Genomic DNA, 15,732 nt, shown 5'->3' on the forward strand with positions numbered 1-15,732 from the left:
AGTCGTGTAACGCTCTGAAATGGGCGGCCATAGCGGGTGAAAGCCCCGTACACTCATGAGGTTTACAACATGACTATTGGTGTAGTCGGTCGTAAATGCGGTATGACCCGTATTTTCACCGAAGAAGGTGTCTCCATTCCGGTCACGGTCATTGAGATCGAGCCGAATCGCGTCACCCAGTTCAAAACTGAAGAAACCGATGGCTATCGTGCAGTGCAAGTCACTGTCGGCGAGCGTCGTGCTTCGCGTGTGACTGCTGCTCAAGCAGGCCACTTCGCTAAAGCAAACGTTGCAGCTGGTCGCACCGTTATGGAGTTCCGTCTTGAAGACGGCGACTACCAGGCTGGCGATCTGATCAACGCTGAAATCTTCGCTGCTGGTCAACTGGTTGATGTAACCGGTCAGTCCAAAGGTAAAGGCTTCCAGGGTACGATCAAGCGTTGGAATTTCCGTGGACAAGACAACACTCACGGTAACTCCGTTTCCCACCGCGTCCCGGGCTCTATTGGCCAGTGCCAGACTCCTGGTCGTGTATTCAAGGGCAAAAAAATGTCCGGTCATATGGGCGCTGAGCGCGTGACCGTGCAGTCCCTCGAAGTAGTGCGCGTCGACGCTGAACGCAATCTGTTGTTGGTCAAGGGTGCTGTTCCTGGCGCTACTGGCGGCAACCTGGTTGTACGTCCAGCGGCCAAGGCTCGCGGTTAAGGGGAAGCTGACATGCAATTAAATGTAAATGACGCTCAAGCGATCGAAGTTTCCGAACTGACATTTGGCGGCGAATTCAACGAGACGCTGGTTCACCAAGCAGTCGTGGCCTACATGGCCGGCGGCCGTCAAGGTAGCAAGCAGCAAAAGACCCGTTCCGACGTACGTGGTGGCGGTAAGCGCCCTTGGCGTCAGAAAGGTACTGGCCGTGCTCGTGCCGGTACTATCCGTAGCCCAATCTGGCGTGGCGGCGGTACCACTTTCGCAGCTCGTCCGCAGGATCACTCGCAGAAGCTCAACAAGAAGATGTACCGCGCAGCTCTGCGCTCCATCCTTGCTGAACTCGTGCGTACTGACCGTCTGGTCGTGGTTCAGGACTTCGCTGTTGAAAGCCCGAAAACCAAAGATCTGCTGGGCAAACTGAACAACATGAGCCTGACCGACGTTTTGATCGTGTCGGAAGCTGTTGATCAGAACCTGTACCTGGCTGCTCGCAACCTGCCACACGTTGATGTACGTGACGTGCAAGGTTCCGATCCAGTTAGTCTGATCGCATACGACAAGGTGTTGATCACCGTGTCGGCCGTGAAGAAATTCGAGGAGCTGCTGGGATGAACCAGGAACGCGTATTTAAAGTTCTGCTTGGCCCGCACGTTTCCGAAAAGGCTACGGTTCTGGCTGACAAGAAAGGCCAGTTCGTTTTCAAGGTTGCAACTGACGCAACCAAGCTGGAAATCAAGAAGGCCGTCGAAAGCCTGTTCAGCGTGAAAGTAGAGCGTGTTACTACCCTGAATGTTCTGGGTAAGAGCAAGCGCACTGCTCGCGGTCTGGGCAAGCGTAATGACTGGAAGAAGGCAGTTATCTCCCTTCAGCCAGGCCAAGATCTCGATTTCAGCAGCAGTGCTGAGTAAGGAAGGGGTGCATCATGGCAATCGTTAAATGCAAACCGACTTCCCCTGGCCGCCGTTTTGTGGTCAAGGTGGTCAACCAGGAGCTGCATAAAGGCGCTCCTCACGCACCGCTGCTCGAGAAAAAATCGAAGTCTGGTGGTCGTAACAACAATGGTCGCATTACCACTCGTCACATCGGTGGTGGCCATAAGCAGCATTATCGTCTGGTCGACTTCCGTCGCAACGACAAAGATGGCATCGCTGCCACTGTCGAGCGCATCGAATACGATCCAAACCGTACTGCTCACATCGCTCTGCTGCTGTACGCAGATGGCGAGCGTCGCTACATCATCGCCCCTAAAGGCGTGAGCGCTGGCGACCAGCTGATCGCAGGTGCCCTGGCACCGATCAAGCCGGGCAACGCTCTGCAACTGCGCAACATTCCAGTTGGTAGCACCGTACACGGCATCGAATTGAAGCCAGGTAAAGGCGCGCAAATCGCTCGTTCCGCTGGTGCTTCGGCTCAGCTGATCGCTCGTGAAGGTGTCTACGTGACCCTGCGTCTGCGTTCTGGTGAGATGCGTAAAGTGCTGGCTGAATGCCGCGCGACCCTGGGCGAAGTCTCGAACTCCGAGCACAGCCTGCGTTCGCTGGGTAAAGCTGGTGCCAAACGCTGGCGTGGCGTTCGCCCAACCGTTCGTGGTGTTGCCATGAACCCGGTTGACCACCCACACGGTGGTGGTGAAGGTCGTACCTCTGGTGGTCGTCATCCGGTATCGCCATGGGGCTTCCCGACTAAGGGCGCGAAGACTCGTGGTAATAAGCGTACCGACAAAATGATCGTCCGTCGTCGCAAGTAAATAGAGGGATACGACAGTGCCACGTTCTCTGAAAAAAGGTCCTTTTATTGATCTTCACCTACTGAAGAAGATCGAAGTGGCGGCGGAAAAGAACGATCGCAAACCAGTTAAGACCTGGTCGCGTCGTTCGATGATCCTGCCACAAATGGTCGGTCTGACCATTGCTGTACACAACGGTCGCTTGCACGTCCCAGTTCTCGTGAACGAAGACATGGTCGGCCACAAACTAGGCGAGTTTGCCGGTACCCGCACTTATCGTGGGCACGTGGCAGACAAGAAAGCCAAGCGTTAAGGGGTAAGGAAATGGAAGTAGCCGCTAAGTTGTCGGGCGCTCGAATCTCCGCCCAGAAAGCCCGCTTGGTCGCCGACCAGATCCGCGGGAAGAAGGTGGGCGAAGCGCTCAACCTGTTGGCTTTCAGCAGTAAGAAAGCCGCCGAGATCATGAAGAAAGTGCTGGAGTCGGCCGTAGCCAACGCCGAGCATAACGAAGGCGCAGACGTTGATGACCTGAAGGTCAGCACCGTTTTCGTCAACGAAGGGCGTTCGCTGAAGCGCATCATGCCACGTGCCAAAGGCCGTGCTGATCGCATCGTCAAGCGGTCTTGCCATATCACTGTCAAGGTTGCTGACAAGTAACGGAGTCGAAGAGATGGGTCAGAAAGTACATCCCATTGGCATTCGCCTGGGAATCGTCAAGGAGCACACCTCCGTCTGGTACGCAGACGGTCGGACTTATGCGGACTACTTGTTCGCTGATCTGAAGGTGCGTGAGTATCTCCAAGACAAACTAAAAAGCGCGTCCGTAAGCCGTATCGATATCCATCGTCCGGCGCAAACTGCACGTATCACCATCCACACCGCTCGTCCAGGTATCGTTATCGGGAAGAAAGGTGAAGATGTTGAGAAACTGCGTCAGGACCTGACCAAGCAAATGGGTGTGCCTGTGCACATCAATATCGAAGAGATCCGCAAGCCGGAGCTCGACGGTATGCTGGTTGCGCAGAGCGTAGCTCAGCAGCTGGAGCGTCGCGTAATGTTCCGTCGCGCTATGAAGCGCGCTGTACAGAACGCCATGCGCATTGGTGCCAAAGGCATCAAAATCCAAGTGAGCGGTCGTCTCGGCGGTGCTGAAATCGCACGTACTGAATGGTATCGCGAAGGTCGTGTGCCACTGCACACCCTGCGTGCCGACATCGACTATGCCAACTACGAAGCTCACACCACTTACGGTGTGATCGGTGTAAAGGTTTGGATCTTCAAAGGCGAAGTAATTGGTGGTCGCCAAGAAGAACTGAAACCACAAGCACCAGCGCCTCGTAAAAAAGCTGCTAAGTAAGGGGTACGCCAAATGTTGCAACCTAAGCGTACGAAGTTCCGCAAGCAGATGACAGGCCACAACCGTGGTCTGGCTCAGCGCGGTAGCAAAGTCAGCTTCGGCGAGTTCGCGCTGAAGTCTGTAGCTCGTGGTCGTCTCACCGCTCGTCAGATCGAGTCAGCGCGTCGTGCTCTGACCCGTCACGTAAAACGTGGCGGCAAGATCTGGATCCGTGTATTCCCGGACAAGCCGATCTCCAAAAAACCTCTCGAGGTTCGGATGGGTAAAGGTAAGGGTAACGTGGAGTACTGGGTAGCCCAGATTCAGCCAGGCAAAGTCCTGTATGAAATCGAGGGTGTTTCTGAAGAGCTGGCGCGTGAGGCTTTCGCCCTGGCTGCTGCAAAGCTGCCGCTCGCCACCTCCTTTGTTAAACGGACGGTGATGTGATGAAAGCGAATGAACTTCGTGAAAAATCCGCACAGCAGCTGAACGAGCAACTGCTCGGCCTGCTGCGCGACCAGTTCAATCTGCGTATGCAGAAAGCAACTGGCCAGTTGGGGCAGTCTCATCTGCTCTCGCAAGTTAAGCGTGACATCGCTCGCGTGAAGACTGTGCTCAACCAGCAGGCAGGTAAGTGATCATGGCTGAAGCCGAAAAGACTGTCCGTACGCTGACTGGCCGTGTTGTCAGCGACAAGATGGACAAAACCATCACCGTTCTGATCGAGCGTCGCGTTAAGCACCCGATCTACGGTAAATATGTTAAGCGTTCGACTAAGCTGCACGCGCACGACGAAACCAATCAGTGCCACATCGGCGACAAAGTCACTATTCGTGAAACTCGTCCGCTGGCCAAGACCAAGTCTTGGGCACTGGTTGATGTTCTCGAACGCGCTGTGGAAGTCTAAGGACTAGGGGTCGGAGAAATTATATGATTCAGACTCAATCCATGCTCGATGTGGCCGATAACAGCGGCGCTCGCCGTGTTATGTGCATCAAGGTGCTGGGTGGCTCCCATCGTCGTTACGCTGGTATCGGTGACATCATCAAAGTTACCGTGAAGGAAGCAATTCCTCGCGGTAAGGTGAAAAAAGGCCAAGTGATGACTGCTGTTGTAGTCCGCACTCGTCACGGCGTACGTCGTGCTGATGGCTCCATTATCCGCTTTGATGGCAACGCTGCTGTTCTTCTGAACAACAAGCAAGAGCCGATCGGCACCCGTATCTTTGGGCCAGTGACCCGTGAGCTTCGTACTGAGAAGTTCATGAAGATCGTCTCGCTCGCCCCAGAAGTGCTGTAAGGAGATCCGACATGCAAAAGATTCGTCGTGACGACGAGATCATCGTGATCGCCGGCAAAGACAAAGGTAAGCGCGGTAAGGTGCTTAAGGTTCTCGCTAATAACCGTCTGGTTATCGGTGGTCTGAACCTGGTCAAGCGTCATACCAAGCCTAACCCGATGTCGGGCGTGCAGGGCGGTATCGTCGAGAAAGAAGCTCCGCTGGACGCTTCTAACGTCGCCATCTTCAACGGCGAAACCAACAAGGCTGACCGCGTTGGTTTCAAAGTAGAAGACGGTAAGAAAATTCGTGTCTTCAAGTCGACCCAAAAAGCGGTTGATGCTTGAACACTGCTAGGTAGATTAGACCATGGCACGACTACAAGAGATTTACCGGAAGGAAATCGCCCCTAAGCTTAAGGAAGAACTTAAGCTTGGGAACGTGATGGAAGTTCCGCGCGTTACCAAAATCACCCTGAACATGGGTTTGGGCGAAGCGATCGGTGACAAAAAAGTCATCGAGCACGCTGTTGCTGACCTGGAAAAGATCACCGGCCAGAAAGTCGTTGTGACTTACGCTCGGAAATCCATCGCTGGCTTTAAAGTCCGTGAAGGTTGGCCGATCGGCGTCAAAGTGACCCTGCGCCGTGAGCGTATGTACGAATTCCTGGATCGTCTGCTGTCGATCTCCCTGCCTCGGGTTCGCGACTTCCGCGGCCTGAATGCCAAGTCCTTCGATGGTCGTGGTAACTACAGCATGGGCGTGAAAGAGCAGATCATCTTCCCGGAAATCGACTACGACAAGATCGATGCTCTCCGCGGTCTGGACATCACCCTGACCACCACTGCCAAGAACGATGATGAAGGTCGCGCCCTGTTGCGTGCTTTCAAATTCCCGTTCCGCAACTGATTGGAGTAGGACCATGGCCAAGATGAGCATGAAAAACCGCGAGCTGAAACGTCAGCTCACGGTTGCCAAGTACGCCAAGAAGCGTGCAGCACTGAAAGCAATCATCGTTGATCTGAACGCAAGTCCAGAAGCGCGTTGGGAAGCTACAGTTGCTCTGCAGAAGCAGCCACGTGATGCAAGCGCTTCGCGCATGCGTAACCGCTGCCGCCTGACTGGTCGTCCACACGGCGTTTACCGCAAGTTCGGCCTCGGCCGTAATAAACTGCGTGAAGCGGCAATGCGTGGTGACGTACCTGGTCTGGTTAAAGCCAGCTGGTAAGTACTTTCAACGTCCAGGTGGTCGATGTCGCAAGATACTGACCGCCGGTGACCTTGAATCTGGAACAAGCCCCTTTTGGGGCTTGTTTCATTTCTGGAGTGTGTCTAAAATACGCGGCTCGCCTGAGCCCGTGTGTTTTACCCGGAGATTCTCGGCGACATATGTAGCCGCAAGGCTAATTTTTTTGTATTAGGAGCGTCTAGCCCATGAGTATGCAGGACCCGTTAGCGGACATGCTAACTCGTATCCGTAATGCCCAGATGGCTGAAAAGTCCGTCGTAAGCATGCCATCTTCCAAGTTGAAGGTTGCTGTTGCCAAAGTCCTGAAAGACGAAGGCTACATTGCGGGTTATCAGATCAGCAGCGATGTAAAAGCACTGCTGTCCATCGAGCTGAAGTACTTCGAAGGCCGTTCGGTCATCGAGGAAGTGAAGCGCGTTAGCCGTCCAGGCCTGCGTCAGTACAAGTCCGCTGAAGATCTGCCGAAAGTTCGTGGCGGTCTGGGCGTGTCTATCGTCTCCACCAACAAAGGTGTGATGACGGATCGTGCTGCGCGCGCTGCCGGTGTCGGCGGCGAAGTTCTTTGCACTGTGTTCTAAGGGGGGATAAGCATGTCTCGCGTCGCTAAGAACCCCGTTAAGCTGCCAGCCGGTGTCGAAGTCAAATTCGCAGGCCAACAGCTTTCGGTGAAGGGTGCCAAGGGTACTCTTGAACTGAACATCCATTCGTCCGTTGAGATCGTTGAAGAAGCGGGTGAGCTGCGTTTTGCTGCTCGCAATGGCGATCAACAAACTCGCGCAATGGCCGGTACCACGCGTGCGTTGGTAAACAACATGGTCCAAGGCGTAAGCCAAGGCTTCGAGCGTAAGCTCCAGCTGGTCGGTGTTGGTTACAAAGCGCAAGCAAAAGGCACGGTTTTGAACCTGGCCCTTGGCTTCTCGCACCCTGTGGATTACGAACTGCCAGCGGGCATCACTGCTGAGACCCCTAGCCAGACCGATATCCTGATCAAGGGCATCGACAAGCAGCTGGTAGGTCAAGTGGCCGCTGAGATCCGCGACTTCCGTCCACCAGAGCCGTACAAAGGCAAAGGTGTGCGCTACGCGGACGAAGTCGTCCGTCGTAAAGAAGCCAAGAAGAAGTAGGGCATAGCAAATGACCGACAAAAAAGTTACTCGACTGCGTCGCGCTCGCAAAGCACGCCTGAAAATGCACGAACTCGAAGTCGTGCGTCTCTGCGTGTTCCGCTCGTCGCAGCACATCTACGCCCAGGTCATCTCGGCCGACGGCAACAAAGTCCTGGCAAGCGCCTCGACTTTGGATAAAGAACTGCGTGATGGTGCCACCGGCAACATCGACGCGGCCACAAAGGTTGGCCAGCTGGTCGCTACGCGTGCTAAGGCCGCTGGCGTCTCGCAAGTGGCTTTCGACCGCTCTGGCTTCAAGTACCACGGTCGCGTGAAAGCGCTGGCTGATGCTGCTCGTGAAGCTGGGCTGGAGTTCTAAGTTATGTCAAATAACGACCAAAAGCGCGACGAAGGCTACATTGAGAAGCTGGTTCAAGTTAACCGCGTAGCCAAAACCGTTAAAGGCGGCCGTATCTTCACTTTCACCGCGTTGACCGTGGTAGGTGATGGTAAAGGGCGTGTTGGCTTCGGCCGTGGCAAGTCACGTGAAGTGCCTGCTGCAATCCAGAAAGCAATGGAAGCTGCTCGTCGCAACATGATCCAAGTTGATCTGAACGGCACCACGCTGCAGTACGCAATGAAGTCCGCCCATGGCGCTTCGAAGGTGTACATGCAGCCTGCTTCTGAAGGTACCGGTATCATCGCTGGCGGCGCTATGCGTGCTGTCCTCGAAGTTGCTGGCGTTCAGAACGTTCTGGCCAAGTGCTACGGCTCGACTAACCCGGTAAACGTGGTTCACGCCACTTTCAAAGGTTTGAAAGCTATGCAATCTCCTGAGTCCATCGCTGCCAAGCGTGGTCTGAATGTCAAGGAGATCTTCTGATCATGGCTACCGTTAAAGTAACGCTGATCAAAAGCATGACCGGCCGTATCCCTAACCACAAACTGTGCGTTAAAGGTCTGGGTCTGCGTCGCATCGGTCACACTGTAGAAGTCCAGGATACTCCCGAGAATCGCGGGATGATCAACAAGGCTTACTACATGCTGCGTGTAGAGGGTTAATCGATGAAACTCAATGATCTGAGTCCAGCGCCGGGTTCCCGTCGCGAAAAGCATCGTCCGGGCCGTGGTATCGGTAGCGGTTTGGGTAAGACTGGTGGCCGTGGCCACAAAGGTCAAACCTCCCGCTCCGGTGGCACCATCGCTCCAGGCTTTGAAGGCGGTCAACAGCCGCTGCATCGTCGCCTGCCTAAGTTCGGTTTCGTATCCCTGAAAGCCATGGATCGCGCAGAAGTGCGTCTGTCCGAGCTGGCTAAAGTGGAAGGCGACATCGTTACTGTGCAGACCCTGAAAGATGCCAACGTGATCAACGTCAACGTACAGCGTGTGAAAATCATGCTGTCCGGTGAAGTGACTCGCGCTGTCACTATCGGCAAGGGAATCGGCGCCACCAAAGGTGCGCGTTCGGCTATCGAAGCAGCTGGCGGCAAGTTCGAGGAATAAATGGCTAAGCAAGGTGCTCTCTCAGCGCTCGGCAAAGGCGGTATGTCTGAACTTTGGGCTCGTCTGCGTTTTCTGTTCCTGGCGATTATCGTCTACCGAATAGGCGCACACATCCCGGTTCCAGGTATCAACCCGGACCGACTCGCAGACCTGTTTCGACAGAATGAGGGGACCATTCTTAGCTTGTTCAACATGTTTTCCGGCGGTGCGCTGGAGCGGATGAGCATCTTTGCACTGGGGATCATGCCGTACATCTCGGCATCGATCATCATGCAGCTGATGACCGCCGTCAGTCCGCAGCTGGAACAGTTGAAGAAGGAAGGTGAAGCTGGCCGTCGCAAGATTAGCCAGTACACCCGCTACGGCACTGTCATCCTCGCCCTGGTTCAAGCTATCGGCATGTCCGTTGGCCTAGCCGGGCAGGGTGTTGCGTTCACTGGTGACTTTGGCTTCCATTTCGTCGCGGTATCCACGTTTGTGGCTGGTGCGATGTTCATGATGTGGCTGGGTGAGCAGATTACTGAGCGTGGTGTTGGCAACGGTATCTCGATGTTGATTTTCGCAGGTATCGTCGCCGGTCTTCCGAGAGCGATTGGGCAGTCTTTCGAGTCTGCACGTCAGGGTGATATCAATATCTTTGCCTTGGTTGCCATCGGTTTGCTGGCAGTAGCGATTATCGGTTTTGTGGTGTTCATTGAGCGTGGTCAGCGTCGTATTGCTGTTCACTACGCCAAGCGTCAGCAGGGCCGTAAGGTTTTTGCTGCGCAGACCAGCCACTTGCCGCTGAAAGTGAATATGGCCGGCGTTATTCCGGCAATTTTCGCGAGCAGCATTTTGCTGTTTCCGGCTTCGTTGGGTACCTGGTTTGGTCAGTCTGAAAATATGGGCTGGCTGCAGGACCTCTCTCAGTCGATCGCTCCTGGTCAGCCGTTGAATATTCTGCTGTTTAGTGCAGGGATTATTTTCTTCTGCTTCTTCTATACGGCGTTGATGTTCAATCCGAAAGACGTAGCGGAAAACCTGAAGAAGTCCGGTGCCTTTATTCCGGGCATCCGTCCAGGTGAGCAGTCTGCGCGCTACATTGATGGCGTTCTGACTCGTTTGACCCTGTTCGGTGCTCTATATATGACGGCCGTGTGCTTGTTGCCCCAGTTCCTGGTGGTTGCAGCAAACGTTCCGTTCTACCTTGGCGGGACCTCGTTGCTGATCGTGGTCGTGGTTGTGATGGACTTCATGTCCCAAGTACAATCGCACCTCGTTTCGCACCAGTACGAATCCCTGATGAAGAAAGCCAACCTGAAGGGCTACGGCAGCGGCATGTTGCGCTGAGTACCCCATAAGGTTCGAGGAGTTGGTGATGAAAGTTCGTGCATCGGTGAAAAAGCTGTGCCGTAACTGCAAGATTATTCGCCGCGAAGGTGTTGTTCGAGTAATTTGCAGCGCGGAACCGCGTCACAAACAGCGCCAAGGCTGAGTGTGATCCGCTTGAAGCCCGGCAGCTAGTGCGCTGCCGGGTTGATTATTTGTTATTACAGCGATATTATCTCGCGCCCTATTTCTTGGCTTCCGGGGCGTAGGTAGCTGTCAATTGGAGTCCCACTGAATGGCCCGTATTGCAGGCGTTAACATTCCAGATAACAAGCACACTGTTATCTCGCTGACCTACATCTATGGTGTTGGTCGCACTACTGCGCAGAAAATTTGCGCAGTCGCTGGTGTAAATCCAGCCGCTAAGATCAAGGATCTGAGCGACGAGCAGATTGAACAGCTGCGTGGCGAAGTGGCGAAGTTCACCACTGAAGGTGACCTGCGTCGCGAAATCAACATGAAAATCAAGCGTTTGATGGACCTCGGTTGCTATCGCGGTCTGCGTCATCGTCGTGGTCTTCCAGTACGCGGTCAGCGTACCAAGACTAACGCGCGTACCCGTAAAGGTCCGCGTAAGCCGATCCGCAAGTAATCGCCCCAGCGAATCGACAGGAAAATTATCATGGCAAAACCTGCTGCTCGTCCTCGTAAAAAAGTTAAAAAGACAGTGGTTGATGGCATCGCCCACATCCATGCTTCTTTTAACAACACCATCGTGACCATCACCGACCGTCAAGGTAACGCGCTTTCTTGGGCTACCTCCGGTGGTTCGGGTTTCCGCGGTTCCCGCAAGTCCACCCCGTTTGCTGCTCAAGTAGCTGCTGAACGTGCTGGTCAAGCTGCGCTGGAATACGGCCTGAAAAACCTCGACGTTAACGTCAAAGGTCCAGGTCCAGGTCGTGAGTCTGCTGTCCGTGCTTTGAACGGCTGTGGCTATAAGATCGCCAGCATCACCGACGTGACGCCAATCCCGCACAACGGGTGCCGTCCGCCGAAGAAGCGCCGCGTGTAATCCAGGAGATTGTAAAGAATGGCTCGTTACATTGGTCCAAAATGCAAACTCGCTCGTCGCGAAGGCACCGATCTCTTCCTGAAGAGCGGCGTGCGCGCGATCGAATCGAAGTGCAACATCGAAGCAGCACCTGGTATCCACGGCCAACGCCGCGGTCGCCAGTCCGACTACGGCACCCAACTGCGTGAAAAGCAGAAGGTCCGTCGTATCTACGGCGTTCTCGAGCGTCAGTTCAGCGGCTACTACAAAGAAGCTGCTGGCAAGAAAGGTGCAACCGGTGAAAACCTGCTGCAACTGCTCGAATGCCGTCTGGACAACGTTGTATACCGTATGGGCTTTGGTTCGACTCGTGCCGAATCCCGTCAGCTGGTATCGCACAAGTCGATCAGCGTTAACGGTCAGACCGTAAACGTTCCGTCCTACCAGGTTCGTGCTGGTGACGTGGTCGCAGTTCGCGAGAAAGCAAAAAACCAACTTCGCATTGTCCAAGCTCTCGATCTGTGTGCCCAACGTGGCCGCGTAGAATGGGTAGAAGTAGACACTGAGAAGAAGTCGGGCGTTTTCAAGAACGTTCCTGCTCGCAGTGATCTGTCCGCCGACATCAACGAAAGCCTGATTGTCGAGCTCTACTCCAAGTAAGGGCTAGAAAATAGGTGCATCCATGCAGATTTCGGTAAATGAGTTCCTGACACCCCGCCACATTGATGTGCAGGTTGTCAGTCCAACCCGCGCTAAGATCACTCTCGAGCCTCTCGAGCGTGGTTTTGGCCACACCCTGGGCAACGCGCTGCGCCGCATCCTGTTGTCCTCAATGCCCGGCTGTGCAGTAGTCGAGGCCGAGATTGACGGTGTGCTCCACGAGTACAGCGCCATCGAAGGTGTACAGGAAGACGTAATTGAAATCCTGTTGAACCTTAAAGGTCTGGCTATCAAGCTGCACGGCCGTGACGAAGTTACGCTGACCTTGTCGAAGAAGGGTTCGGGGGTGGTTACCGCTGCCGATATTCAGCTGGATCATGATGTCGAGATCGTTAACCCCGATCACGTAATCGCTAACCTGGCGTCTAACGGCGCTCTGAACATGAAGCTCACCGTAGCTCGTGGTCGTGGTTATGAACCGGCCGACTCGCGTCAGAGCGATGAAGACGAAAGCCGCAGCATTGGTCGCTTGCAGCTTGACTCTTCGTTCAGCCCGGTTCGCCGCATCGCATACGTGGTGGAAAACGCCCGTGTCGAGCAGCGTACTAACCTGGACAAGCTGGTTATTGATCTGGAAACCAACGGTACTCTGGATCCTGAAGAGGCTATCCGCCGCGCTGCAACCATCCTGCAACAGCAGTTGGCTGCGTTCGTCGACCTCAAGGGTGACAGCGAACCAGTGGTAATCGAGCAGGAAGACGAGATCGATCCGATCCTGCTTCGCCCGGTTGACGATCTGGAACTGACTGTACGTTCGGCTAACTGCCTTAAGGCGGAAAACATTTACTACATCGGCGACCTGATTCAGCGTACCGAAGTAGAACTGTTGAAGACTCCGAACCTGGGCAAGAAATCCTTGACTGAAATCAAGGACGTTCTGGCCTCCCGCGGTCTGTCCCTCGGCATGCGCCTCGACAACTGGCCGCCTGCAAGTCTTAAGAAGGACGACAAGGCGACTGCCTGATCGTCGTAATCACCGAACGTGAGTTTGGTAAGGAATGAACCATGCGTCATCGTAAAAGTGGTCGTCACCTGAGCCGTACCAGCTCGCACCGCAAGGCCATGTTCCAAAACATGGCGGTGTCGCTGTTCGAGCACGAGCTGATCAAAACTACACTGCCGAAAGCTAAAGAACTGCGTCGCGTTGCTGAGCCGCTGATTACTTTGGCCAAGACGGACAGCCTGGCTAACCGCCGTCTGGCTTTCGACCGTACTCGTTCGAAAGCTATCGTTGGTAAGCTCTTCAACGACCTGGGCAAGCGTTACGCTACCCGTGAGGGTGGCTACCTGCGCATCCTCAAGTGCGGTTTCCGCGCTGGCGACAACGCGCCTATGGCGTACGTCGAGTTGGTTGATCGTGCTACTGCTGGCGAAGCTGTAAGCGCCGAGTAAGACGACAAGCTGTAACGAAGAACCGGGCCTAGTGCCCGGTTTTTTGTGCGAGTAAGAAAAGCGCGATTTGTACAAGCTTCCGTCGATTGTGCTTGGCACTATGGCACGAGGGGAGTTTGGTAGTTATTTTCTATCGAAGCCTACAATTTAATGAATTTGTAGGCGTCATGTTGATGATCAATACTCCCTGCAAGCCGATTAGCCGGCAGTTCCAAGTCCGACCTGAGGGAAATTGAGCATGAGCCAGAATAAAATCCTTACGACCGCCAGCGGTGCTCCCGTTGCGGACAACCAGAATTCCCGTTCCGCAGGCCCGCGCGGCCCGTTGCTCCTCGACGATTTTCACCTGATTGAGAAGCTCGCTCACTTCAACCGTGAAAACATCCCTGAGCGCCGTGTACACGCCAAAGGCTCGGGTGCCTATGGCACTTTCACAGTCACCAAAGACATTACCCAATACACCAGTGCTAAGTTGTTCGAGTCCGTCGGCAAGCAGACGCCGACCTTCCTGCGCTTTTCTACGGTAGGTGGTGAGCGCGGTTCGGCTGATACCGAGCGCGACCCACGCGGCTTCGCCCTTAAGTTCTACACCGAAGAAGGCAACTGGGACATCGTGGGTAACAACACCCCTGTGTTCTTCATTCGCGATCCATTGAAGTTTCCTGACTTCATCCATACCCAGAAGCGCTTGCCGCAAAGCAACCTGAAAAGCGCGCAAATGATGTGGGACTTCTGGTCTCACTCCCCTGAGGCGTTGCACCAGGTCACCATTCTGTTTTCCGACCGTGGCATTCCCGATGGCTACCGCCATATGCACGGTTTTGGCAGCCACACCTATAGCCTGATCAACGCCAAGGGCGAGCGTCACTGGGTCAAGTGGCACTACAAAACCAAACAGGGCATCAAGAACCTGGCACCGGCCGAAGCTGCGCGTTTGGCCGGTACTGACCCTGATTACGCCCAGCGCGATCTCTTTGATGCGATCGAGCGCGGTGACTTCCCGAAATGGCGCGTGTGCATCCAGATCATGACCGAGGCCCAGGCCAACGCTCATTACGAGAATCCTTTCGATGTGACCAAAACCTGGTCGCAGAAGGAATTCCCTTTGATCGAAGTCGGCGAACTGGAGTTGAACCGCAACCCGCAGAACTACTTTGCTGAAGTGGAGCAAGCCGCATTCGGTCCGAGCAATATGGTTCCAGGCGTAGGCCTGTCGCCAGACCGCATGCTGCAAGGTCGTGTATTCGCCTACGCAGATGCCCACCGCTACCGCGTTGGTACCAATCACCAGCAACTGCCGGTGAACGCCCCACGTAGCCCAGTAAACAGCTACCAGCGTGATGGCTCGATGGCATTCGGCAGTAACGGTGGTGCGGCGCCTAATTACGAGCCGAACAGCTACGCCGATGCACCGAAGCAAGCGCCACAGTATGCAGAGCCTGCACTGGCACTTAATGGCGCGGCTGACCGCTACGATCACAGAGAGGACACTGATTACTACAGTCACGCAGGTGCGCTGTTCCGCCTGATGAGCGATGAGCAGAAAGCGTTGCTCACCAACAACATTGCCGGCGCAATGGGTGGCGTTTCCAGCGACGTCGTTCAGCGCCAGCTGCAACACTTCTACAAGGCTGATCCTGCTTATGGAGAAGCAATCGCAAAGGCGTTGGGTGTATCGCTTAGCTGACTCTAAACGATAAGCAGAACCGCCCTCATTTGGGCGGTTTTTGCGTTAAATCCGCTACTTTTCTCGGAAAATCTTCACTTTTCTGCCGTTGGTCCCGTGACCTTCGAGTCATCATGGTTCAAACTACAGACTTTCAAGCAGGGAGATGTAGGGCGATGCAAGGTCACCCCGACGTAATCGATTACCTCAACACGTTGCTGACGGGCGAACTGGCGGCTCGTGACCAATATTTCATCCATTCGCGCATGTACGAAGACTGGGGCTTTACCGAGCTCTACGAGCGTATCAACCACGAAATGGAAGAAGAGGCACAGCACGCCGACGCACTGATGCGCCGTATCCTCATGCTCGAAGGCACGCCGCGCATGCGTCCGGATGACCTGGATGTGGGCACCACGGTCCCTGACATGCTCGCCGCCGACCTGCGCCTCGAGTACAAGGTCCGTGCCGCGCTTTGCAAAGGCATCGAGCTCTGTGAACAGCACAGCGACTTTGTCACTCGGGAAATCCTGCGGGTGCAGTTGAATGATACCGAAGAAGATCACACCTACTGGCTGGAAAAGCAGTTGGGCCTGATCAAGTTGATTGGCCTGGAGAATTACCTGCAATCGCAGTTCTGATTCCCGGCAGCAAAAAGCCCCTGTCACTGCAAAGTGACAGGGGCTTTT

The 15,732-nt window shown here is 54.7% G+C and carries 29 protein-coding genes; all 29 read left to right on the forward strand.

The window, feature by feature from the left end:
• Window positions 1–69 precede the first annotated feature (69 nt).
• The 29 genes from rplC (at window position 70) to bfr (ending at window position 15,684) form a co-directional block, all read left to right on the forward strand.
• Window positions 70–705: a 50S ribosomal protein L3 gene (rplC, locus tag BM110_RS24070; RefSeq protein ID WP_003194649.1), complete on the forward strand. Its 636-nt coding sequence runs from the start codon at window positions 70–72 to the stop codon at window positions 703–705.
• Between the two features lie 12 nt (window positions 706–717).
• Window positions 718–1,320, forward strand: coding sequence for a 50S ribosomal protein L4 (gene rplD / locus BM110_RS24075; protein ID WP_003176424.1), 603 nt, complete (start codon window positions 718–720; stop codon window positions 1,318–1,320).
• Window positions 1,317–1,616, forward strand: coding sequence for a 50S ribosomal protein L23 (gene rplW, locus BM110_RS24080; RefSeq protein WP_002555488.1), 300 nt, complete (start codon window positions 1,317–1,319; stop codon window positions 1,614–1,616). The genes rplD and rplW overlap by 4 nt, the downstream gene beginning before the upstream one ends.
• Before the next feature lie 14 nt (window positions 1,617–1,630).
• Window positions 1,631–2,455, forward strand: coding sequence for a 50S ribosomal protein L2 (rplB, locus tag BM110_RS24085; RefSeq protein ID WP_003186055.1), 825 nt, complete (start codon window positions 1,631–1,633; stop codon window positions 2,453–2,455).
• A 16-nt stretch (window positions 2,456–2,471) separates the two neighbouring features.
• Complete coding sequence (rpsS, locus tag BM110_RS24090) at window positions 2,472–2,747, forward strand: 30S ribosomal protein S19 (protein ID WP_003232420.1); 276 nt, start codon at window positions 2,472–2,474, stop codon at window positions 2,745–2,747.
• Between the two features lie 11 nt (window positions 2,748–2,758).
• Window positions 2,759–3,091 carry a 50S ribosomal protein L22 gene (gene rplV, locus BM110_RS24095; protein WP_003103908.1) on the forward strand — a complete coding sequence of 111 codons (333 nt, stop codon included), beginning with the start codon at window positions 2,759–2,761 and terminating at the stop codon, window positions 3,089–3,091.
• A 13-nt stretch (window positions 3,092–3,104) separates the two neighbouring features.
• Complete coding sequence (rpsC, locus tag BM110_RS24100) at window positions 3,105–3,791, forward strand: 30S ribosomal protein S3 (RefSeq protein ID WP_003176422.1); 687 nt, start codon at window positions 3,105–3,107, stop codon at window positions 3,789–3,791.
• A gap of 12 nt (window positions 3,792–3,803) precedes the next feature.
• Complete coding sequence (rplP, locus tag BM110_RS24105) at window positions 3,804–4,217, forward strand: 50S ribosomal protein L16 (RefSeq protein WP_003176421.1); 414 nt, start codon at window positions 3,804–3,806, stop codon at window positions 4,215–4,217.
• Window positions 4,217–4,408: a 50S ribosomal protein L29 gene (rpmC, locus tag BM110_RS24110; protein ID WP_002555481.1), complete on the forward strand. Its 192-nt coding sequence runs from the start codon at window positions 4,217–4,219 to the stop codon at window positions 4,406–4,408. The genes rplP and rpmC overlap by 1 nt, the downstream gene beginning before the upstream one ends.
• Window positions 4,409–4,410: 2 nt before the next feature.
• Window positions 4,411–4,677, forward strand: coding sequence for a 30S ribosomal protein S17 (gene rpsQ, locus BM110_RS24115; RefSeq protein ID WP_003176419.1), 267 nt, complete (start codon window positions 4,411–4,413; stop codon window positions 4,675–4,677).
• Between the two features lie 23 nt (window positions 4,678–4,700).
• A complete protein-coding gene (gene rplN / locus BM110_RS24120) occupies window positions 4,701–5,069 on the forward strand; it encodes a 50S ribosomal protein L14 (RefSeq protein ID WP_002555479.1) in 369 nt (122 codons plus the stop codon).
• An 11-nt stretch (window positions 5,070–5,080) separates the two neighbouring features.
• On the forward strand, window positions 5,081–5,395 hold the full coding sequence (gene rplX / locus BM110_RS24125; RefSeq protein WP_003176416.1) for a 50S ribosomal protein L24: 315 nt from the start codon (window positions 5,081–5,083) through the stop codon (window positions 5,393–5,395).
• Window positions 5,396–5,417: 22 nt separating this feature from the next.
• Window positions 5,418–5,957 (forward strand): 50S ribosomal protein L5, encoded by a 540-nt coding sequence (gene rplE / locus BM110_RS24130; protein ID WP_003194642.1) that lies wholly within the window; start codon window positions 5,418–5,420, stop codon window positions 5,955–5,957.
• Between the two features lie 13 nt (window positions 5,958–5,970).
• Window positions 5,971–6,276, forward strand: coding sequence for a 30S ribosomal protein S14 (rpsN, locus tag BM110_RS24135; protein WP_003176414.1), 306 nt, complete (start codon window positions 5,971–5,973; stop codon window positions 6,274–6,276).
• 206 nt (window positions 6,277–6,482) lie between these two features.
• The gene (rpsH, locus tag BM110_RS24140; RefSeq protein WP_010206883.1) at window positions 6,483–6,875 is read left to right on the forward strand and encodes a 30S ribosomal protein S8; all 393 of its coding nucleotides are present in this window, start codon (window positions 6,483–6,485) and stop codon (window positions 6,873–6,875) included.
• A gap of 12 nt (window positions 6,876–6,887) precedes the next feature.
• Window positions 6,888–7,421: a 50S ribosomal protein L6 gene (gene rplF, locus BM110_RS24145; protein ID WP_003194640.1), complete on the forward strand. Its 534-nt coding sequence runs from the start codon at window positions 6,888–6,890 to the stop codon at window positions 7,419–7,421.
• A gap of 10 nt (window positions 7,422–7,431) precedes the next feature.
• The gene (gene rplR, locus BM110_RS24150) at window positions 7,432–7,782 is read left to right on the forward strand and encodes a 50S ribosomal protein L18 (protein WP_003186037.1); all 351 of its coding nucleotides are present in this window, start codon (window positions 7,432–7,434) and stop codon (window positions 7,780–7,782) included.
• 3 nt (window positions 7,783–7,785) lie between these two features.
• Window positions 7,786–8,286: a 30S ribosomal protein S5 gene (gene rpsE, locus BM110_RS24155; RefSeq protein ID WP_093514287.1), complete on the forward strand. Its 501-nt coding sequence runs from the start codon at window positions 7,786–7,788 to the stop codon at window positions 8,284–8,286.
• Between the two features lie 2 nt (window positions 8,287–8,288).
• The gene (rpmD, locus tag BM110_RS24160; protein WP_003176408.1) at window positions 8,289–8,465 is read left to right on the forward strand and encodes a 50S ribosomal protein L30; all 177 of its coding nucleotides are present in this window, start codon (window positions 8,289–8,291) and stop codon (window positions 8,463–8,465) included.
• 3 nt (window positions 8,466–8,468) lie between these two features.
• The gene (gene rplO / locus BM110_RS24165; RefSeq protein WP_003176407.1) at window positions 8,469–8,906 is read left to right on the forward strand and encodes a 50S ribosomal protein L15; all 438 of its coding nucleotides are present in this window, start codon (window positions 8,469–8,471) and stop codon (window positions 8,904–8,906) included.
• Window positions 8,907–10,235, forward strand: coding sequence for a preprotein translocase subunit SecY (gene secY / locus BM110_RS24170; protein WP_003176406.1), 1,329 nt, complete (start codon window positions 8,907–8,909; stop codon window positions 10,233–10,235).
• A gap of 28 nt (window positions 10,236–10,263) precedes the next feature.
• Entirely contained in the window at window positions 10,264–10,380 is a 117-nt protein-coding gene (rpmJ, locus tag BM110_RS24175) for a 50S ribosomal protein L36 (protein ID WP_002555468.1), read from the forward strand.
• Between the two features lie 129 nt (window positions 10,381–10,509).
• Complete coding sequence (rpsM, locus tag BM110_RS24180) at window positions 10,510–10,866, forward strand: 30S ribosomal protein S13 (protein ID WP_003194635.1); 357 nt, start codon at window positions 10,510–10,512, stop codon at window positions 10,864–10,866.
• Window positions 10,867–10,896: 30 nt separating this feature from the next.
• The gene (gene rpsK / locus BM110_RS24185; RefSeq protein WP_002555466.1) at window positions 10,897–11,286 is read left to right on the forward strand and encodes a 30S ribosomal protein S11; all 390 of its coding nucleotides are present in this window, start codon (window positions 10,897–10,899) and stop codon (window positions 11,284–11,286) included.
• Window positions 11,287–11,304: 18 nt separating this feature from the next.
• Complete coding sequence (gene rpsD / locus BM110_RS24190; RefSeq protein ID WP_003176404.1) at window positions 11,305–11,925, forward strand: 30S ribosomal protein S4; 621 nt, start codon at window positions 11,305–11,307, stop codon at window positions 11,923–11,925.
• A 22-nt stretch (window positions 11,926–11,947) separates the two neighbouring features.
• A complete protein-coding gene (gene rpoA / locus BM110_RS24195) occupies window positions 11,948–12,949 on the forward strand; it encodes a DNA-directed RNA polymerase subunit alpha (RefSeq protein ID WP_003176403.1) in 1,002 nt (333 codons plus the stop codon).
• Between the two features lie 41 nt (window positions 12,950–12,990).
• On the forward strand, window positions 12,991–13,377 hold the full coding sequence (rplQ, locus tag BM110_RS24200) for a 50S ribosomal protein L17 (RefSeq protein ID WP_003176402.1): 387 nt from the start codon (window positions 12,991–12,993) through the stop codon (window positions 13,375–13,377).
• A 238-nt stretch (window positions 13,378–13,615) separates the two neighbouring features.
• A complete protein-coding gene (locus BM110_RS24205) occupies window positions 13,616–15,064 on the forward strand; it encodes a catalase (protein WP_092250512.1) in 1,449 nt (482 codons plus the stop codon).
• 155 nt (window positions 15,065–15,219) lie between these two features.
• Window positions 15,220–15,684, forward strand: a complete 465-nt coding sequence (gene bfr, locus BM110_RS24210; RefSeq protein WP_033900044.1) for a bacterioferritin — start codon at window positions 15,220–15,222, stop codon at window positions 15,682–15,684.
• The last annotated feature ends 48 nt before the right edge of the window (window positions 15,685–15,732 follow it).

Origin of the sequence: Pseudomonas sp. NFPP28 (assembly GCF_900115535.1) — a bacterium.
Taxonomy (GTDB): domain Bacteria; phylum Pseudomonadota; class Gammaproteobacteria; order Pseudomonadales; family Pseudomonadaceae; genus Aquipseudomonas; species Aquipseudomonas extremorientalis.